Raw genomic sequence first — 17,740 nt, forward strand, 5'->3', positions numbered from 1 at the left:
TCCCACCCGCCCCCGGCCACACTGGACCCAACGAGGCAGCGACACCGCTGCCGTCCACCAGTCAGACCGGGAGCCATCGATGGAAATCATCCGCAACGTCTATCGCGAAGACCACGAGATGTTCAGGGAAACCGCGCGCCGCTTCTTCGAGCGCGAATGCCTGCCGCGCCAGGCCGCCTGGGACCAGGCCGGCTGCGTCGACCGCGAGACCTGGCTCAAGGCCGGCCGCGAAGGCCTGCTGTGCGTCACCGTGCCCGAGGAATACGGCGGCGGCGGCGGCGATTTCGGCCACTCCGCCGTGCTGGCCGAGGAATACCACCGTTCCGGAATTTCCGGCCCGAGCTTCTCGGTGCATTCGGACATCACCGCGCCCTACATCGTGCGCCTGGGCACCGAGGAGCAGAAGCGCAAGTGGCTGCCCGGGATCTGCCGCGGCGAGAAGATCCTGGCCATCGCCATGACCGAGCCCGGCAGCGGCTCCGACCTGAAGTCGATCCGTACCAGCGCCGTGCGCGACGGCGACGAGTTCGTCATCAACGGCAGCAAGACCTTCATCTCCAACGGCCTGAACGCCGACATGGTGGTGGTGGTCTGCAAGACCGATCCGGCGGCGGGCGCCAAGGGCGTGAGCCTGATCATGGTCGAGGCCGACCGCGCGGGCTTTCGCCGCGGGCGCAAGCTGGAGAAGGTCGGCCAGCACGCCGCCGACACCGCCGAGCTGTTCTTCGACAACGTGCGCGTGCCGGTCACCAACCTGATCGGCAACGAGAACGGCGGCTTTATCCACCTGATGGAAGAGCTGCCGCAGGAACGCCTGATCATCGCCGTCTACTGCGCCGCCAAGCTGGAGCGCCAGCTGGAGCTGACGCTGCAGTACGTGAAGGACCGCCGCGCCTTCAACCAGACCGTGTGGGACTTCCAGAACACCAAGTTCAAGCTGGCCGACGTCAAGGCACAGGCCGTGGCGGTGCGCACCATGGTCGACTACTACATCGGCAAGCACATGGTGCAGAAGCTGTCGTTGCAGGAGGCGGCCATCGCCAAGCTGTACGCCACCGAGACCCTGTGGAAGTGCATCGACGACATGGTGCAGCTGCACGGCGGCTACGGCTACATGCTCGAGTACCCGATCGCGCGCGCCTTTGTCGACATGCGCGTGACCCGCATCTTCGGCGGCACCAGCGAAGTGCTGCGCGACCTGATCGCGCGCAAGCTCTGAGCCCCTCTTTCGAAACATCCTTCAGGAATCCATCATGAGCGAGAAAGTCCTGGTTGCCGGCGTCGGCATGATCCCCTTCGCCAAGCCCGGCGCAAGCCTGAGCTACACCGAAATGGGCGCCGAGGCCACGCGCCGCGCGCTGGCGGACGCCGGCATCGGCTACGAGCAGGTGCAGCAGGCGTTTGCCGGCTATGTCTACGGCGACTCCACCTGCGGCCAGACCGCGCTGTATGAAGTCGGCATGACCGGCATCCCCATCATCAACGTCAATAACAACTGCTCGACCGGCTCGACCGCGCTCTACCTGGCGCGCAAGGCGATCGAGACCGGCGATGCCGACTGCGTGCTGGCGCTGGGCTTCGAGCAGATGCAGGCTGGCGCGCTGAAGTCGCACTGGGATGACCGCCCCGTCACCCGCGCCCGCTTCCAGCCGATCATGCACGGGCTGACCGCCGACATGGCGCACCTGCCGCAGGCCCTGCGCACCTTCGGCGGCGCCGGCCGCGAGCATATGCAACGCTACGGCACCCGCATGGAAACCTTTGCCGCGGTGCGCGCCAAGGCCAGCCGCCATGCCGCCAACAACCCGCTGGCGCTGTTCCGCAAGGTCGTCACCACCGAAGACGTGATGAACGACGTGGAATTGCTGCCGGGCGTGATGACGCGCCTGATGGCCTGCCCGCCGACCTGCGGCGGCGCAGCCGCAATCCTGGTGTCCGAGCGCTTTGCCCGCCAGCACGGCCTGCGCACCGGCGTACAGATCGTGGCGCAGGCGCTCACCACCGATCCGCCCGCCTCGTTCGACCCGCCGTCTATGCTGAACTACGTCGGCACCCACATGACGCGCGCGGCGGCCAACAAAGTCTACGAGCACGCCGGCATCGGCCCCGAGGACGTCGACGTGTGCGAGCTGCACGACTGCTTCGCGCACAACGAGGTGATCTCGTATGAAGCCCTGGGCTTCTGCCCCGAAGGCGGCGCCGAGAAGTTCGTGATGGACGGCGACAACACCTACGGCGGCAAGGTGGTGGTCAACCCGTCGGGCGGCCTGCTGTCCAAGGGGCACCCGCTGGGCGCCACCGGCCTGGCCCAGTGCTACGAACTGACGCACCAGCTGCGCGGCACCGCCGAGCATCGGCAGGTGGAAGGCGCGAAGCTGGCGCTGCAGCACAACCTCGGCCTCGGCGGCGCCTGCGTGGTGACGCTGTACGGCAAGTACTGAGCCACTGAGAGACGTACCAGAGCAATGACGTGGCGCGCCGGCGGCATCGTGCTGCCGGCAGTGCCCCGCAAGGAGACCGCCATGAAACGTTCCACACTTTCCCGCCTGCTGGGCCTTGGCCTGGCCTGCGCGATGCTGCTGCCGGCACTGCCGGCAAGCGCCGCCGACAACTTCCCCTCGCGTCCGCTGCGCTTTATCGTGCCCCTGACGCAGGGCAGCGGCTCGGACACCGTCACCCGCTTCGTCGCCGAGCTGGTGGGCAAGGACCTGGGCCAGCCGGCCGTGGTCGAGAACCGCCCCGGCGCCGACACCATCATCGCCGTGCAGAGCCTGCTCAACGCGCCGGCCGACGGCTACAGCATCCTGATGATCTCGCCCAGCGCCATGGTCATCAACCCGCTGGTCAACGACAAGCTGCCCTACGACCCGCGCGACATCCGCCCGCTGGCCGCCGCGATCCGCGCTTCGGCGGTGCTGGTCACGGGCGCCAATTCGCCCTACAAGAGCTTTGCCGACGTCCTCGCCGCCGCGCGCAGGAAGCCGCATACGGTCAGCCTGGCCAACTACAGCTACCACTATCGCCTGGGCGGGCTGCAACTGCAGCAGATGGCCGGCATCGACCTGAACCATATTCCCTACAAGGGCGCGGCGCAGGTGCAGACCGACCTGATGGGTGGCGCGGTGGACCTGGCCTTGCTGGATGTCGGCGGCGCCCTGCCGCTGCTGCGCGCCGGCAAGCTGCGCCCGCTGGCCGTGACCACCCGCGCGCGCCACCCTGAACTGCCCGACGTGCCGACCGTGCGCGAAAGCGGCGTGGCCAACTATGAGTTGTCGGTGTGGATCGGCTTTGGCGTCAGCAGCAAGACGCCCGAGCCGATCGCGCAGAAGCTCGAGGCCTCGCTGCTGAAGGCGCTGGGCACGCCGGAATTCCGCAATTTCGCCGCGCGCACGGCCTATGCCGAAGTGCTGGCCGAGCCGGGCAAGCAGATGCGCGCCATGATCGCCTCGGAGCGGGTGCGCTACGGGGAACTGATCAAGAACTACGACGTCAGCGCGCGCTGAAGGCGCCGACCTGCACAACCCAGAGAACAGGATTCACCATGTCACAGCTTTGCAAGGACCGCGTTGTCGTCATCACCGGTGCCGGTCGCGGCATCGGGCGCGAATATGCGCTGGAGTTCGCCCGCCAGGGCGCGAAAGTGGTCGTCAACGACCTCGGCGGGCGCGGCGAAGGCGGCGGTGCCGCCAGCGGCCCGGCCCAGGAAGTGGTGGCCGAGATCCGCGCCGCCGGCGGCGAAGCCATCGCCAACTTCGACGACGTGGCCGACTGGGCCGGCGCCGAGCGCATGATCCGCGCCGCCATCGACACCTTCGGCGGCCTCGACGTGCTGGTCAACAATGCCGGCATCCTGCGCGACCGCACCCTGGTCAACATGACCGAGGAAGACTGGGATTCAGTGATCCGCGTGCATATGCGCGGCACCTTTGCGCCGTCGCGGCACGCTGCCGCCTACTGGCGCGAGGAATCGAAGGCGGGGCGCCAGCGCGCCGCGCGCCTGATCAACACCAGCTCGTCGTCCGGCCTGTACTGCAACGCCGGCCAGTCCAACTACGGCGCGGCCAAGGCCGGCATCGCCGCGATGTCGGTGATCGCCGCGCGGGAGCTGGACCGCTACGGCGTCACCGTCAACGCGATCTACCCGACCGCGATGAGCCGCCTGACCGAAGACATCTTCGCCAAGCGCCGCGCCGAGTTCACCGCCGGCGCCGCGCCGGGCTTCGATCCGCTCGATGCCGGCAACGTGGCGCCGCTGGTGGCCTGGCTGGGCAGCGTCGAGTCCGGCGACGTCACCGGGCGCGTGTTCGGCGTGCGCGGCGGGCGCATTACGGTGGCCGAAGGCTGGCACGCCGGCCCGCGCATCGAGAAGTCAGGCCGCTGGGACGCCGCCGAGCTCGGCCAGCTCATCCCCGCGCTGGTCCGCCAGGCCGCGGCCAACGCCGACACCTCGGGCGAGATCCCCGCCGCCTGATCACCGCACTGAGCACCGCACCCACGGAGCCGCACCATGACACCGACCCCCAAGTACCTGGGCGATCACGCCGCCCTGAACCCTGAGAAGCCCGCCGCCATCAACGGCACCACCGGCGAGGTCCTGAGCTACGGCGAGCTGGACCAGCGCTCGAACCGATTTGCCCAGTACCTGTACGCGCTTGGCCTGCGCCGCGGCGACCATATCGCGATGGTGCTGGAAAACAATATGCGCTGCTTCGAGCTGTGCTGGGCCGCGCTGCGTTCCGGGCTGCTGATCACCCCCGTCAACCGCTTCCTGACCGCGCCCGAAGCCGCCTACCTGATCGAGGACAGCCGGGCGCAGGTGGTGGTGACCTCCTACGCGATGCGCGAGCTGGCCGCCCAGCTGACTGACCTGATGCCGACCTGCCGCAGCCGGCTGATGGTGGACGGCACCATTCCCGGCTGGGACAGCTACGAAGCGGCCATCGCCGCGCACCCGGCCGGGCGCCTGGCCGAAGAATGGATGGGCGCGACCATGATCTACAGCTCGGGCACCACCGGCCGGCCCAAGGGCATCGTGCGCGCGCAGCCGCAGGGCTATGTGACCGAAGGCTCGGGCTCGCCGCGCCGGGCCCAGTTCGTTCGCTATGGCTTCGATGCCGATACCATCTACCTGTCGCCCGCGCCGCTGTACCACACCGCACCGCTCGGCTACGGGCTGGAGACCCAGTTCGGCGGCGGCACCGTGGTCTTCATGGAGAAGTTCGACGCGGTCGAGGCGCTGCGCATGATCGAGCGCTACCGCGTCACCCACAGCCAGTGGGTGCCGACCATGTTCATCCGCATGCTCAAGCTGGAGCCGGCGCAGCGCGAGGCCTTCGACCTGTCCAGCCACCGCGTGGCGATCCACGCGGCCGCGCCCTGCCCGCAGGAAATCAAGCGCGAGATGATCGCCTGGTGGGGACCGATCGTGCACGAGTACTACGCCGCCACCGAAGGCAACGGCGTGGCCACGCTGAACACGGCGGAATGGCTGGCGCACCCGGGCTCGGTCGGCAAGGCGCTGGTGGGCGTGCTGCATATCTGCGACGAGGACGGCAACGAACTGCCCTGCGGCGAAAGCGGGCTGGTGTACTTCGAGCGCGAAGTCCTGCCGTTCCACTACCACAACGATCCGGAGAAGACCCGCGCCGCGCAGCACCCGCGCCACCCCACCTGGACCTCGGTGGGCGACATCGGCCGGCTGGATGAAGACGGCTACCTGTACCTGACCGATCGCAAGGCGTTCATGATCATCTCCGGCGGCGTCAACATCTACCCGCAGGCGATCGAGGATGCACTGGTGGTGCATCCCAGCGTCGGCGACGCCGCCGTGATCGGCGTGCCCAACGCGGAGATGGGCGAAGAGGTCAAGGCCATCGTCGAACCGGCCGCCGGCATCGCGCCGTCCCCCGAACTGGCCGAGACCCTGCTCGAATACCTGCGCGGCAAGGTGGCGCGCTACATGGTGCCGCGCTCGATCGACTTCACCGACGCCATGCCGCGCCTGCCCACCGGCAAGCTGTACAAGCAGGCCCTGCGCGACCGCTACTGGAAAGCCCAATGACCGTGGCGGCAATGCCTGCCGCCACCTAGTAGTGTCCTGTTCCGCAAATACCTTGCCATGAAATCGCCCAGTTGGCCGCCATGCGTCGTTGCTCGTCGTTGCCATAGCTACGGCTATGGCGCCTCCTCGCGCCTAGCCTGACGACCAACTGGACGATTTCATTTTGGCAAGCCATTTACGGAACAGGACACTAGGAGTACGACATGAGCCAATTGCTGGACGCCTTCCGCCTGACCGCGCTGCCGCCCGCGGCGGAAGCCTTGCGCGCCGAAGTCAGGCGCTTCCTGGCCGAGCACCTGCCAGCCGCCAGCGCCGATATCCGCGCGCGCTCGTGGATGGGTTTCGATGCCGGTTTCAGCCGCCGGCTGGCGCAACGCGGCTGGGTTGGCGTGACGCTGCCGGCCAGCTATGGCGGCGCCGGCATGGATGCGTTCCACCGCTTCGTGCTGGTGGAAGAGCTGCTGGCCGCCGGCGCCCCGGTGGCCGCGCACTGGGTTGCCGACCGCCAGAGCGGCCCGCTGATCCTGAAGTACGGCACGCCGGCGCAGAAGGACTTCTACCTGCCGCGCATCTGCAAGGGCAGCGCCTTCTTCTGCATCGGCATGAGCGAGCCCAACGCCGGCTCGGACCTGGCCAGCGTGCGCACCCGCGCCACGCGTTGCGATGGCGGCTGGCGCCTGAGCGGGCGCAAGATCTGGACCACCAACGCGCACCATTGCCACTACATGATCGCGCTGGTGCGCTCGTCGGGGGTGCCAGAAGATCGCCAGAAGGGGCTGTCGCAGTTCATCATCGACCTGGCCGCGCCCGGCGTCACGGTGCGCCCGATCGTCGACCTGACCGGCGACGCGCATTTCTCCGAGGTCACCTTCGACGACGTGTTGCTGCCCGACGACGCGCTGGTCGGCGAGGAAGGCGGCGGCTGGGAGCAGGTCACGGCGGAGCTGGCGTTCGAGCGCAGCGGCCCGGAGCGGCTCTATTCCAGCATCGTGCTGGTGGATCGCTGGGTGCAGGCGCTGCGCGCCGGCCAGCCTTCGGACGCCGATGCCGCCAATGCCGCACTGCTCGGCAGCTTCGTGACCCAGCTGGCCACGCTGCGCAGCCTGTCGGTGGCCGTGACCGCGCGCCTGGCGCGCGGCGAAAGCCCGGTGGTGGAAGCGGCGCTGGTCAAGGACCTGGGCACGGAATTCGAGCAGTCCATCCCCGCCCTGCTCGAAGCCGTGACCAGCGCCGACCCCGGCGCCGCGCCGGACCCCGAGCTGTACCGCACGGTGGCTTTCCTGAGCCAGATCTCACCCACCTTCTCGCTGCGCGGCGGCACCCGCGAAGTGCTGCGCGGCATGATCGCCCGCGGCCTCGGCCTGCGCTGAGCGAACCAGACTTCCAGAGAGACGACATGTTTACCGAAGCCATCGAAGACATCCTGCGCGACCACGCCACCCCCGCCGCGCTGCGCGCCATCGAGGGCGGTGCGTCACCCGCGCCGCTGTGGGCGGCACTGGCCGATGCCGGCTTCCTGGAGCTGATGGCGCCGGAATCCGCGGGCGGCGCGGCCCTGCCGCTGCAGGCGATCGGGCCGGTCTTCACGCTCTTCGGCAGCCACGCGCTGCCGCTGCCGGCAGCGCAGGCCATTGCTGCCCGCGCGCTGCTGGCGCCCACGGGCAAGGCGGCGCCGGCCGGCATGATCACGCTGGCCGGCCAGTGCACGCGTGGCGCCGACGGCACCATCACCGCCCCCCTGCTGCCCTTTGGCGCGATCGGGGACTGGGTGCTGGCCAACGTGGAAGGCGGCATGCTGCTGCTCGATGCGTCGCAGGCATCGCGCCAGCCGTCCGGCGTGCACGGCAGCCTTGCGGCCACCCTGGTATGGGCCGCGCGGGACCTGCCGGGGCCGGTCGGCGACCATGGCGAGCGCGTGCGCGACTTCAGCGCCGCCATCCACGCGGCAGCGATGGCGGGCGCGATGGGACGCGTCTTCGACATGACGCTGCAGTACTGCAACGACCGCTCCCAGTTCGGCAAGTCGATCGGCAAGTTCCAGGCCGTGCAGCACCAGCTCAGCGTGATGGCGCAGCATGTGGCGGCGGCGGGGATCGCGGCGGAGCTCGCCTTTGCCGGCGACGGCCCCTTTCCGGCTCGCATGCCGGTGGCAATCGCCAAGGCCCGCACCAGCATGGCGGTGCCACTGGTCGCCGCCACCGCGCACGCGCTGCACGGCGCCATCGGCGTGACCGAGGAATACGACCTGCAGCTCTACACCCGGCGCCTGCACGACTGGCGCATGGCGGATGGCTCCGAGGCGTACTGGAACCGCCTGGCTGGCCAGGCCCTGCTGGCGCAGCCGCAGGCAACCATTACCGACTTCGTGCGCGAGACGCTCGCGGCCTGAACCCCTGCCTCCCATGCAAGCCACGTTCCGTACCCGCATCACCGAGCTGCTGTCGATCCGCCACCCGATCCTGTTGGGCGGCATGCATCACCTGGGGGAATCGCGCATGGTCGCGGCCATGGTCAATGCCGGCGCGATGGGGTTCATCACCGCGCGCTCGTTCGACTCGCTGGCCGCGCTGCGCGACGACCTGCGCCGCTGCCGCGACCTGGCCGGCGGCCAGCCGTTCGGGGTCAACCTGACGCTGGCGCGCCGGCCGGAGCAAAACCGCAACGTCCAGGCGTGGATCGATGTGGCGCTGACCGAAGGCGTGCGCTGCTTCGAGACCGCCGGCGGCCCGCCCGAGGGCCTGGTCGATCCGATCCACCAGGGCGGCGGCATCGTGATCCACAAATGCCCCAGCGTGCGCCACGCGCTGAGCGCCGAACGCATGGGCGTGGATGCGGTGACGCTGGTCGGCATGGAAGAAGGCGGGCATCCGGGCGCGAACCAGCTGCCCACCTTCGTCAACGGCGCCTTTGCGCTGGCGCAGCTGCGCGTGCCGCTGCTGCTGGGCGGCGGCATCGGCAATGGCCGCCAGATCGCGGCCGCCCTGGCAATGGGGGCAGACGGCGTAGTAATGGGCAGCCGCTTCATGGTCGCGGCCGAGATCCGCGCGCATGCGGCGCTCAAGCAGCGCATCGTCGACTCCGACCAGCACTGCTCCACCGCCATCCTCGGCTCGCTGGGCGACACCTGGCGGGTGCTGGCGAACGAAACCGCGCGCGAAGTGCAGCGCCTGGAGGCGGCCGGGGCGCGCAGCCATGCGGAGTTCGGCGACCTGATCCTTTCGTCGCGCACGCGCCAGCGTGTCTATGCCGATGGCGAGGTCGATGCCGGCATCGTCTCGCTCGGCCCGGCCGGCGGCTTCTGCGACGCCATCGAGCCGGCCGCGCAGATCGTGGCCGGGCTGATGGCGGAGGCGTCGCGGGCAGCCTCCGCCTTTACACAAACCTTTGAGCGAGCCTTCTCCGTAAACAGCCGCGCAGCCTGAGTCACGCGGCGCTTCAGCTTGCCAGCGCCGATACCCCGCCCTCCGGCCGCTTGACGCGGAACCACGTCGCGTACAGCGCCGGCAGGAACAGCAGCGTCAGCACCGTGGCAATGATCAGCCCGCCCATGATCGCCACTGCCATCGGCCCCCAGAACATCGAGCGCGACAGCGGGATCATCGCCAGCACCGCCGCCGCGGCGGTCAGGATGATCGGGCGGAAGCGGCGCACCGCAGCCTCGACGATGGCGGTCCATTGCGGCACGCCCGCGCTGATGTCCTGCTCGATCTGGTCGACCAGGATCACCGAGTTGCGGATGATCATGCCCAGCAGCGCGGTGATGCCCAGCTGCGCCACAAACCCCATCGGCGCGCGCAGCAGCAACAGTGTGGCGGCGGCGCCGATCAGGCCCAGCGGGCCAGTCAGGAACACCATGGTCGCGCGCGAGAAGCTGTGCAGCTGCAGCATCAGCAGCGTGAAGATGATGAAGATGCACAGCGGCAGCTGCGCCGCGATGGAGGCACCGGCCTTGCCGCTCTCTTCTTCCGCGCCGGCCACGGTGATGCGGTAGCCCGGCGGCAGTTGTGCGCGCAGCTTGTCCAGCTTCGGGTTGATCTGCGCGGTCACCGTCGGGCCCTGGATGCCGTCGACCACATCGGACTGCACGGTCACGCCGAAGTCGCGGTTCTCGCGCCACACCACGCCCGGCTCCGAGCGCAGCGTCACGCGCGCCACCTGCGTCAGCGGCACCATGCGCCCGGTGTTGGTCGGCACCAGCATGTTGTTCAGGTCCGAGATCGCATCGCGCTCATTGCGCGGGGTGCGCATCAGGATGTCGATCAGCTTGTCGCCGTCGCGGTACTGGCCCACCGGCACGCCGCTCAGCACAGTCTGCGTGACGCGGGCGATGGCATTGGTGGTCACGCCCAGTGCGCGCGCCTTGTCCTGGTCGATCTCCAGGCGCAGCATCTTGACGTTCTCATTCCAGTTGTCGTTGACCCCGACGGTATTCGGGTTGGCGCGCATCTCGGCCTTGATCTGGTCGGCCAGCTGGCGCACCCCGGCGGCGTCCGGCCCGATCACGCGGAACTGCACCGGATAGGCCACCGGCGGCCCGTTGGGCAGCAGCTTGACGCGGCCCCGCAGGTACGGGAACTCGGCATCCATCAGCTTGATGATGCGGCGGCGCAGCGCGTCGCGCACCTCGGTGCTGACCGGCATCACGATCACCTGCGCCACATTGGTCTGCGGGAAGATCTGGTCCAGCGGCAGGTAGAAGCGCGGCGCGCCGGTGCCGACGAAGGTGGTCAGGCTCTCGACCTCGCGGTCCTTGCCGACCAGCCGCTCAAAGCGCTTGGCCTCGGTTTCCATCTGGGCGAAGCTGGTGCCCTCGGGCATCCACAGCTCCACCATCAGCTCGGGGCGGCTGGAATCCGGGAAGAACTGCTTCTCGACAAACTTGAAGGCGTAGATGCCCAGCGCAAAGGCCACCAGCGTGATCGCGATCACCACCTTGCGCCAGGTCACGCACCAGTCCACCAGCCGGCGAAAGCGCGCATAGAACGGCGTGTCGAAGACCTCGTGGGCCTCGCCCGCGCCCGGGCCGTGGGTCTTGAGCAGCAGGTAGCCCAGGTAGGGCGTGAAATAGACCGCCGCCAGCCACGACAGCACCAGTGCCAGCGCCGTCACCGCAAAGATCGCGAAGGTATATTCGCCCACCGTCGAGCGCGCCAGGCCCACCGGCAGGAAGCCGGCCGCGGTAATCAGCGTGCCGGTCAGCATCGGCATCGCGGTGGAGGTATAGGCGAAGGTGGCCGCCTCCATCTTGGAGAAGCCCTCTTCCAGCTTGCGCACCATCATCTCGACCGCAATGATGGCGTCATCCACCAGCAGCCCCAGTGCCACGATCAGCGCCCCGAGCGAGATCTTGTGCAGGCCGATGCCGAAGATATGCATGAACAGGAAGGTCACGGCCAGCACCAGCGGGATCGTCAGCGCCACCACCAGCCCGGGACGCGCGTCCAGCCGCAAGGGCCGCGTATGCAGGCCCAGCGCGATGAAGCTGACCGCCAGCACGATCACCACCGCCTCGATCAGCACGCGCACGAACTCGCCGACCGAGCGCTTGACGGCTTGCGGCTGGTCCTGCACCTGGTCCATCTCGATGCCCACCGGCAGCTGGCCGCGCAGCTGGTCAAAGGCCGCGCGCAGGTTCTTGCCCAGCTCGATGATGTCGCCGCCCTTCTGCATCGAAATGCCCAGCCCGATCACGTCCTTGCCGTTGAAGCGCATGCGCGTCTGGGTCGGGTCGACATAGCCGCGGTAGACGTGCGCGATGTCGCCCAGGCGGATATTGGCAATGCCGTTGGGCCCGCGCAGCACCAGGTTCTCCAGGTCTTCCACGCTGGCGAACTGGCCCGACAGGCGCACCTGCAGGTTATCGGTCGGGGTGACCAGCACGCCGCTGCCGGTCAGGTTGTTCTGCTGCGAGATCTGGTCGGCGATGGCGTTGATATCCAGCCCCAGCTGGGCAAAGCGCGCCTGGTTGAACTCGATGAAGACCTTCTCGTCCTGCAGGCCGATCAGCGACACCTTGGCCACCGACGGCACGCGCAGCAGTTCCTGGCGCACCAGGTCGGCGTACTCGCGCAGCTCCTTGTAGTTGAAGCCGTCGGCCGAGAGCGCGTAGATGGTGCCGTACACGTCGCCAAACTCGTCATTGAAGAACGGCCCGCGCACGCCCGCGGGCAGAGTCTGCTGGATATCGCCGATCTTCTTGCGCACGGTGTACCAGACCTGCGCGGTCTCCTTGGCCGGCGAGGTGTCCTTGAGCTGGAAGATCACCGTGGTCTCGCCCGGCTTGGAGAAGCTGCGGATCTTGTCCGCATAGGGCACTTCCTGCAGCTGGCGCTCGATCTTGTCCGTCACCTGGACGGCGATCTGCTCGGCGGTGGCGCCGGGCCAGAAGGCCTGCACCACCATCACGCGGAAGGTAAAGGGCGGGTCCTCGTCCTGGCCCAGCTGGAAGAACGCCAGCATGCCGCCAAGCAGCAGCACCACCAGCAGGTAGCGGGTCAGCGGCTGGTGCTCGAGCGCCCAGCGCGACAGGTTGAAGCGGGAATGGTCCATCCGCTCACCCCTGCTTCGGGGTGGCGGCCGGTGCCGATGCCGGGGTCGATGCCGGCCCTGCTGCAGGCGCGACCGTCTGCAGCGGGCGCACCTTCTGGCCCGCGCGCAGCAGATGCACCCCGGCGGTGACGATGGTCTGGCCCGGGGCCAGGCCCTGGCGCACCTCGACCTCGTTGCCGATGGCCTCGCCCAGCGTCACCGGCACCGGCTTGACCGTGCCGGCGGCGGCGTCATAGATCCAGACCTGGTTGCGGCCCTGCTCCTGCAGCAGCGCGGTCAGCGGCACCCGGAGGGCCGGGGTGGCGCCGGTGCGCATGAAGGTCACCACTGCGGTCATGCCGAGCTTGAGGTCGGCGGGCGGGTTCGGCACCGTCACGCGGGTGGCATAGGTGCGGGTGACGGGGTCGGCCGCCGCGGCAATCTCGCGCACGCGGCCAGGCAGCGTGCGCTGCGGCTCGGCCCAGGTATGGATGGTCACGTCGGTAATGCCGCGCAGCAGGTCGACCTGGTCTTCGGGCAGGCCGATCGCGACTTCCTTCTCTGCCGTCTGCGCCACGCGCACCACCGGCTGGCCAGGCGTCACCACCTGACCCACCTCGGCATCGATCGCCGTGACCACGCCGTCGGCGTCGGCATGCAGGACCGAGTAGCCGGTCTGGTTGGACTGGCTGCGCAGCCCGGCCTGGGCCTGGCGCAGCCGCGATTCGGCGGCGTCGTAGTTGGCCTGGCGCCGGTGCTGCTCGGCAGCGCTGATAAAGCCCTTGGCGAACAGGTCGTTGTAGCGCTTCAGGTCGGCGGCTGCCAGGTCGCGGTCAGTCTTCGCGGCCTCGAACTGGGCGCGCGATCCAGCCTCGGCCAGCGACAGGTCGGTGGGATCAAGGCGCGCCAGCGGCTGGCCCTTGCTGACCACCGCGCCCACATCCACCAGCCTGGCGGCGATCTTGCCCCCCACGCGGAAGCCCAGCCGCGACTCCACGCGCGGGCGCACGTCGCCGGAGAACTCGAAGGCGGTCTTGTCGTTGTGCGGGCTCAGCTGCATCAGGCGCACCGGGCGCACCTCCGGCGCCGGCTCGGCCTTCTTGCCGCAGCCGGCCAGGGCCAGCAGGGTAGCCGTCAAAAGTGCGGCTACGGTCACGCCTCGACCGGTGTGGCGCGGCGGCATCGTAACGACAGGGGTATCTGCAGCCGCAACTTCCGGCACTTGGCAAAGCACTGGCATCGGTAGGCAACGAGTCGGATGGGAACAACTGACAAGACTGGCCGGTGACCGCAATCCCTCGCGCCCGGGAAGTCGTCGGGGCGGGCGGAATGGCCGCGGGCTGCCGGCATTGACAATAAATAACTTGCCGGTCAGTAATATAGCGACGACCCCCGGGTGCGTCAAACGGCAGGCGACGAAACGGCTGGAATGAAGACTCAGTTGCCGTTCCGGGCCGGTGAACTGCGCTGACAGGCTTCGGCATGCGCGACCATACCCTGCCCGGCGCGATGCTACAATCCGCCGCGCCGCTGCCGCTTCCCCCCACATCTTCGACCCGAGACCGGCGTGACGCCCGATCAGTATTGCCAAGAGAAAGTCGCCCAGAGCGGCTCGAGCTTCTATTACAGCTTCCTGTTCCTGCCGGCCGAGCGCCGCCGCGCCATTACCGCGCTGTACGCCTGGTGCCGCGAAGTCGACGACGTGGTCGACGACAGCCATGACGCGGGCCTGGCCCACCAGCAGCTGGACTGGTGGCGCGCCGAGCTGCGCCGCCTGTTCGACGGCGCGCCGACCCATCCCACCACCAAGGCCCTGCAGCCGCATGTGCGCAGCGCCGGCCTGCCCCAGGGCGAGATGTCCGAAGTGCTGGAAGGCATGGAAATGGACCTGACCCAGACCCGCTACCTGGACGAGCCCGGCCTGACCCGCTACTGCCATTGCGTGGCCGGCGTGGTCGGCACGCTCAGCGCGCGGCTGTTCGGCTATACCGACCCGCAGACGCTGGTATTTGCCGAGAAGCTTGGCCAGTCGCTGCAACTGGTCAATATCCTGCGCGACGTCGGCGAGGACGCGCGGCGCGGGCGCATCTACCTGCCGGTCAATACCCTGCAGCAGTTCCAGGTGCCCGCATCCGAGATCCTGAAGGGCCAGTATTCCGAGCGCTTTGCCGCGCTGATGCAGTACCACGCCGGCCGTGCCCGCGCGCTGTACCATGAGGCACTGGCGCTGCTGCCGAAGCAGGACCGCCGCGCCCAGCGTGCCGGCCTGCTGATGGGCGCGATCTACCACGCGCTGCTCGACGAACTGGAAGCCAGCCAGTTCCAGGTGCTGAACCAGCGCATTGCGCTGACGCCGCTGCGCAAGCTGTGGATTGCCTGGAAGACCTGGTTGCGCAACAGCTAGTTCTGCTCCTTTTCCCTGACCGACCCGTCCCAAGCCGTACCGCCATGACGCAGACCTCAGCCTCCCTCGGCGACGCCATTCTCGCCCACGCCGACCAGCTCGCCCGTTTTTCCGACATGGAAGGCGGCCTCACCTGCGCCTACCTGACCCCGGCCCACCGCGCCGCGCAGGCCCGGCTTGCGCAGTGGATGGAGGCGGCCGGCATGCAGGTGCGGATCGACGCCATCGGCAACGTCATCGGCCGTTATGCGGCCGACCCGGCCGTGCCCGGCGCGCGCGTGCTGATGACCGGCTCGCACTTCGACACCGTGCGCAATGGCGGGCGCTATGACGGACGGCTTGGCATCCTGCTGCCGATCGCCGTGGTCGGCGCGCTCAACCAGGCCGGCATCCGCCTGCCCTATCACTTTGAAGTGGTGGGGTTCGCCGAAGAGGAAGGCCTGCGCTTCAAGACCAGCTTCCTGGCCAGCAGCGTGCTGACGGGCCGCTTCGATCCCGCCCTGCTGGAGCGCCAGGACGCGGACGGCATCACGCTGCGCGAGGCGCTGGCGGCATCGGACCTGCCCGGCGCGGGCGATCTGCAGGCCCTGCGCGCCGCGGCGGTCGATCCGGCGTCGCTGCTGGGTTTTGTCGAAGTGCATATTGAGCAAGGCCCGGTGTTGCTGCACCACGGCCTGCCGCTAGGCGTAGTCACGCAGATCGCGGGCAGCAGCCGCTTTGCGGTGCGGGTCGAAGGCCTGGCCAGCCACGCCGGCACCACGCCGATGGGCATGCGCCGCGACGCCGCCGCGGGCGCGGCCGAGATGATCCTGCTGGTGGAGCAGCGCTGCGCGGCAGCGCCGACGCTGGTCGGTACGGTGGGTCAGCTGCAGGTGCCCAACGGGTCGAGCAATGTCATCCCGGCGGCCTGCACCTTCTCGATGGATATTCGCGCCGGCGAGGATGGCATCCGCGAGGCCGCCATCGCCGACATCGTGGCCGGCATCGGCCAGATCGCAGAACGGCGCGGGCTGGCCGCCCAGGTGGAGCGCGTGCCCCCGGTCAACAACGCGCCGTGCGCGCGCTGGCTGATGGACCAGTTCGGGGCGGTGCTGAAGAAGCGCGGGCTGCAGGCCTTCGAGCTGCCCTCCGGCGCCGGCCATGACGCCATGATGATGCAGCGCATCACCGACGTGGCCATGCTGTTCGTGCGTTGCGGCAACGGCGGCATCAGCCACAACCCGCTGGAAACCATCACGGCGGAGGATGCCCAGCTGGCGGCGGAGGTCTTCGTGGATTTCCTGCGGCACTTCCAGCCGCGCGCCTAAGCGCCACAGTGGCGTACCATGGGGGGCGCGGCACGATAAGAACGGGTCAGCCGCCCTGGTAGATATCGCGCCCGAAGTCGTAGAGGTTCTTGCGCAGCTTGCGGCGCTCGTCCGGCGACAGGCGCGAGCCGCCGCGTTCGTCCCCGCGCCGGCGCTCGGCGTCGCGCTGCTCGGCGCGATGGCGCTCGGCACGGGTCCGCGCCTCGCGCTGGCTGTTGCCGGGATCGCTGGCCTGGGTCGACGGATGGCGCTTGAGCAGGTTGGCCATGCCGGCCGATTGCGCCTGCACCGTCCCGGCCGGAATGCACAGCGCCAGCACGGCCAGCGCCAGCGCAAGGCAGGCGCCGGCGATACCATGCTGCGGATGTCCGTGCCGGGTTCGGTTCACTTTCATTGATAATGGCGATCTTGGCTTCGGGAAAAGCAGTCGTTGGACTGACTGATGGACTGCCCTGAAGCCGGGAATTCCGGTACCCCGTCCGGCGCCGCACCCTCTGCAAGCATCGCGCCAGCGCGGGCGAAGCAGGCTGGTCGAGGCAGTGGTTCGTCTGGTGCAAATGCGTGGAAATCTGCCGCGCATGGCGCCCAAAAAGACGGATTGCGCAGTGTAATCGCACGATTGGTGCACACTGCCATACCACGGGGTAAAGTATGTAACGTTTTGTTAAGCCATTTTGAGCGAAAGCGATAGTCGCTAAGATACCGCCATGGAAAATACCAGCCACAAGATTCTTGTCGTCGACGATGACCCGCGTCTGCGCGATTTGCTGCGCCGCTATCTGGGCGAACAGGGTTTCACCGTGCTGGTGGCGGAAAACGCCACCGCGATGAACAAGCTCTGGCTGCGCGAGCGTTTCGACCTGCTGGTGCTGGACCTGATGATGCCGGGCGAAGACGGCCTGTCGATCTGCCGCCGGCTGCGCGGGGCCAATGACCAGACCCCGATCATCATGCTCACCGCCAAGGGCGAGGACGTGGACCGCATCGTCGGCCTGGAAATGGGCGCCGACGACTACCTGCCCAAGCCGTTCAACCCGCGCGAGCTGATTGCGCGCATCCACGCGGTGCTGCGCCGCAAGGGCCCGGCCGAAGTGCCCGGCGCCCCGTCGGAAACGCCCGAGACCTTCGCCTTCGGCGACTTCGTGCTGAACCTGGCCACGCGCACGCTGACCAAGAACGACGAGGAAATCACGCTGACCACCGGCGAGTTCTCCGTCCTCAAGGTATTCGCCCGCCATCCGCGCCAGCCGCTGTCGCGCGAGAAGCTGATGGAAATGGCGCGCGGCCGTGAATACGAAGTGTTCGACCGCAGCCTGGACGTGCAGATCTCGCGCCTGCGCAAGCTGATCGAGCCGGACCCGAGCAACCCCCGTTTTATCCAGACGGTGTGGGGCCTGGGCTACGTCTTCATCCCCGATGGCGTGAAATAACCGATCGCGG

The 17,740-nt window shown here is 68.5% G+C and carries 14 protein-coding genes; 11 read left to right on the forward strand and 3 right to left on the reverse strand.

Annotated features, from left to right (window positions below; all coding sequences use genetic code 11):
* Window positions 1-79: 79 nt before the first annotated feature.
* The 8 genes from ACW4E8_RS21660 (at window position 80) to ACW4E8_RS21695 (ending at window position 9,483) form a co-directional block, all read left to right on the forward strand.
* Window positions 80-1,219, forward strand: coding sequence for an acyl-CoA dehydrogenase family protein (locus ACW4E8_RS21660; RefSeq protein ID WP_456806423.1), 1,140 nt, complete (start codon window positions 80-82; stop codon window positions 1,217-1,219).
* Between the two features lie 34 nt (window positions 1,220-1,253).
* On the forward strand, window positions 1,254-2,441 hold the full coding sequence (locus ACW4E8_RS21665; protein ID WP_456806424.1) for a lipid-transfer protein: 1,188 nt from the start codon (window positions 1,254-1,256) through the stop codon (window positions 2,439-2,441).
* 81 nt (window positions 2,442-2,522) lie between these two features.
* Complete coding sequence (locus ACW4E8_RS21670; RefSeq protein WP_456806425.1) at window positions 2,523-3,503, forward strand: Bug family tripartite tricarboxylate transporter substrate binding protein; 981 nt, start codon at window positions 2,523-2,525, stop codon at window positions 3,501-3,503.
* Window positions 3,504-3,541: 38 nt separating this feature from the next.
* On the forward strand, window positions 3,542-4,471 hold the full coding sequence (locus ACW4E8_RS21675) for an SDR family oxidoreductase (protein ID WP_456806426.1): 930 nt from the start codon (window positions 3,542-3,544) through the stop codon (window positions 4,469-4,471).
* A 36-nt stretch (window positions 4,472-4,507) separates the two neighbouring features.
* Window positions 4,508-6,061 carry an acyl-CoA synthetase gene (locus ACW4E8_RS21680; RefSeq protein ID WP_456806427.1) on the forward strand — a complete coding sequence of 518 codons (1,554 nt, stop codon included), beginning with the start codon at window positions 4,508-4,510 and terminating at the stop codon, window positions 6,059-6,061.
* A 203-nt stretch (window positions 6,062-6,264) separates the two neighbouring features.
* Window positions 6,265-7,431, forward strand: coding sequence for an acyl-CoA dehydrogenase family protein (locus tag ACW4E8_RS21685; RefSeq protein WP_456806428.1), 1,167 nt, complete (start codon window positions 6,265-6,267; stop codon window positions 7,429-7,431).
* Window positions 7,432-7,457: 26 nt separating this feature from the next.
* The gene (locus ACW4E8_RS21690) at window positions 7,458-8,450 is read left to right on the forward strand and encodes an acyl-CoA dehydrogenase family protein (protein ID WP_456806429.1); all 993 of its coding nucleotides are present in this window, start codon (window positions 7,458-7,460) and stop codon (window positions 8,448-8,450) included.
* Window positions 8,451-8,463: 13 nt separating this feature from the next.
* A complete protein-coding gene (locus ACW4E8_RS21695) occupies window positions 8,464-9,483 on the forward strand; it encodes an NAD(P)H-dependent flavin oxidoreductase (protein WP_456806430.1) in 1,020 nt (339 codons plus the stop codon).
* 13 nt (window positions 9,484-9,496) lie between these two features.
* On the opposite strand, the gene ACW4E8_RS21700 is transcribed toward ACW4E8_RS21695, so the two are convergent.
* Entirely contained in the window at window positions 9,497-12,610 is a 3,114-nt protein-coding gene (locus ACW4E8_RS21700; protein WP_456806431.1) for an efflux RND transporter permease subunit, read from the reverse strand.
* A gap of 4 nt (window positions 12,611-12,614) precedes the next feature.
* Complete coding sequence (locus tag ACW4E8_RS21705) at window positions 12,615-13,829, reverse strand: efflux RND transporter periplasmic adaptor subunit (protein ID WP_456806432.1); 1,215 nt, start codon at window positions 13,827-13,829, stop codon at window positions 12,615-12,617.
* Window positions 13,830-14,156: 327 nt separating this feature from the next.
* On the opposite strand from ACW4E8_RS21705, the gene hpnD reads away from it, so the two are divergent.
* Both hpnD and ACW4E8_RS21715 read left to right on the forward strand, forming a co-directional pair.
* On the forward strand, window positions 14,157-14,993 hold the full coding sequence (gene hpnD, locus ACW4E8_RS21710) for a presqualene diphosphate synthase HpnD (protein ID WP_456806433.1): 837 nt from the start codon (window positions 14,157-14,159) through the stop codon (window positions 14,991-14,993).
* A 44-nt stretch (window positions 14,994-15,037) separates the two neighbouring features.
* On the forward strand, window positions 15,038-16,300 hold the full coding sequence (locus ACW4E8_RS21715; protein WP_456806434.1) for a Zn-dependent hydrolase: 1,263 nt from the start codon (window positions 15,038-15,040) through the stop codon (window positions 16,298-16,300).
* Between the two features lie 46 nt (window positions 16,301-16,346).
* Here the strand turns inward: ACW4E8_RS21715 and ACW4E8_RS21720 are convergent, their stop codons facing one another.
* Window positions 16,347-16,694: a hypothetical protein gene (locus tag ACW4E8_RS21720; RefSeq protein ID WP_456806435.1), complete on the reverse strand. Its 348-nt coding sequence runs from the start codon at window positions 16,692-16,694 to the stop codon at window positions 16,347-16,349.
* Window positions 16,695-17,007: 313 nt separating this feature from the next.
* Here ACW4E8_RS21720 and ompR point away from each other — a divergent pair, with 313 nt between their 5' ends.
* On the forward strand, window positions 17,008-17,730 hold the full coding sequence (gene ompR / locus ACW4E8_RS21725) for an osmolarity response regulator transcription factor OmpR (RefSeq protein ID WP_010810107.1): 723 nt from the start codon (window positions 17,008-17,010) through the stop codon (window positions 17,728-17,730).
* The last annotated feature ends 10 nt before the right edge of the window (window positions 17,731-17,740 follow it).

The sequence above is a fragment of the Cupriavidus sp. CP313 genome, assembly GCF_054072015.1.

Excerpts from the sequence above, each read along its gene's own strand:
- ACW4E8_RS21700 (WP_456806431.1), bottom strand. The coding sequence starts at position 12,610 with ATGGACCATTCCCGCTTCAACCTGTCGCGCTGGGCGCTCGAGCACCAG.
- ACW4E8_RS21695 (WP_456806430.1), top strand. The coding sequence starts at position 8,464 with ATGCAAGCCACGTTCCGTACCCGCATCACCGAGCTGCTGTCGATCCGC.
- ACW4E8_RS21680 (WP_456806427.1), top strand. The coding sequence starts at position 4,508 with ATGACACCGACCCCCAAGTACCTGGGCGATCACGCCGCCCTGAACCCT.
- ACW4E8_RS21675 (WP_456806426.1), top strand. The coding sequence starts at position 3,542 with ATGTCACAGCTTTGCAAGGACCGCGTTGTCGTCATCACCGGTGCCGGT.
- ACW4E8_RS21715 (WP_456806434.1), top strand. The coding sequence starts at position 15,038 with ATGACGCAGACCTCAGCCTCCCTCGGCGACGCCATTCTCGCCCACGCC.
- ACW4E8_RS21685 (WP_456806428.1), top strand. The coding sequence starts at position 6,265 with ATGAGCCAATTGCTGGACGCCTTCCGCCTGACCGCGCTGCCGCCCGCG.
- ACW4E8_RS21665 (WP_456806424.1), top strand. The coding sequence starts at position 1,254 with ATGAGCGAGAAAGTCCTGGTTGCCGGCGTCGGCATGATCCCCTTCGCC.
- ACW4E8_RS21690 (WP_456806429.1), top strand. The coding sequence starts at position 7,458 with ATGTTTACCGAAGCCATCGAAGACATCCTGCGCGACCACGCCACCCCC.
- ompR (WP_010810107.1), top strand. The coding sequence starts at position 17,008 with ATGGAAAATACCAGCCACAAGATTCTTGTCGTCGACGATGACCCGCGT.
- ACW4E8_RS21660 (WP_456806423.1), top strand. The coding sequence starts at position 80 with ATGGAAATCATCCGCAACGTCTATCGCGAAGACCACGAGATGTTCAGG.
- ACW4E8_RS21670 (WP_456806425.1), top strand. The coding sequence starts at position 2,523 with ATGAAACGTTCCACACTTTCCCGCCTGCTGGGCCTTGGCCTGGCCTGC.
- ACW4E8_RS21705 (WP_456806432.1), bottom strand. The coding sequence starts at position 13,829 with ATGCCAGTGCTTTGCCAAGTGCCGGAAGTTGCGGCTGCAGATACCCCT.
- ACW4E8_RS21720 (WP_456806435.1), bottom strand. The coding sequence starts at position 16,694 with ATGAAAGTGAACCGAACCCGGCACGGACATCCGCAGCATGGTATCGCC.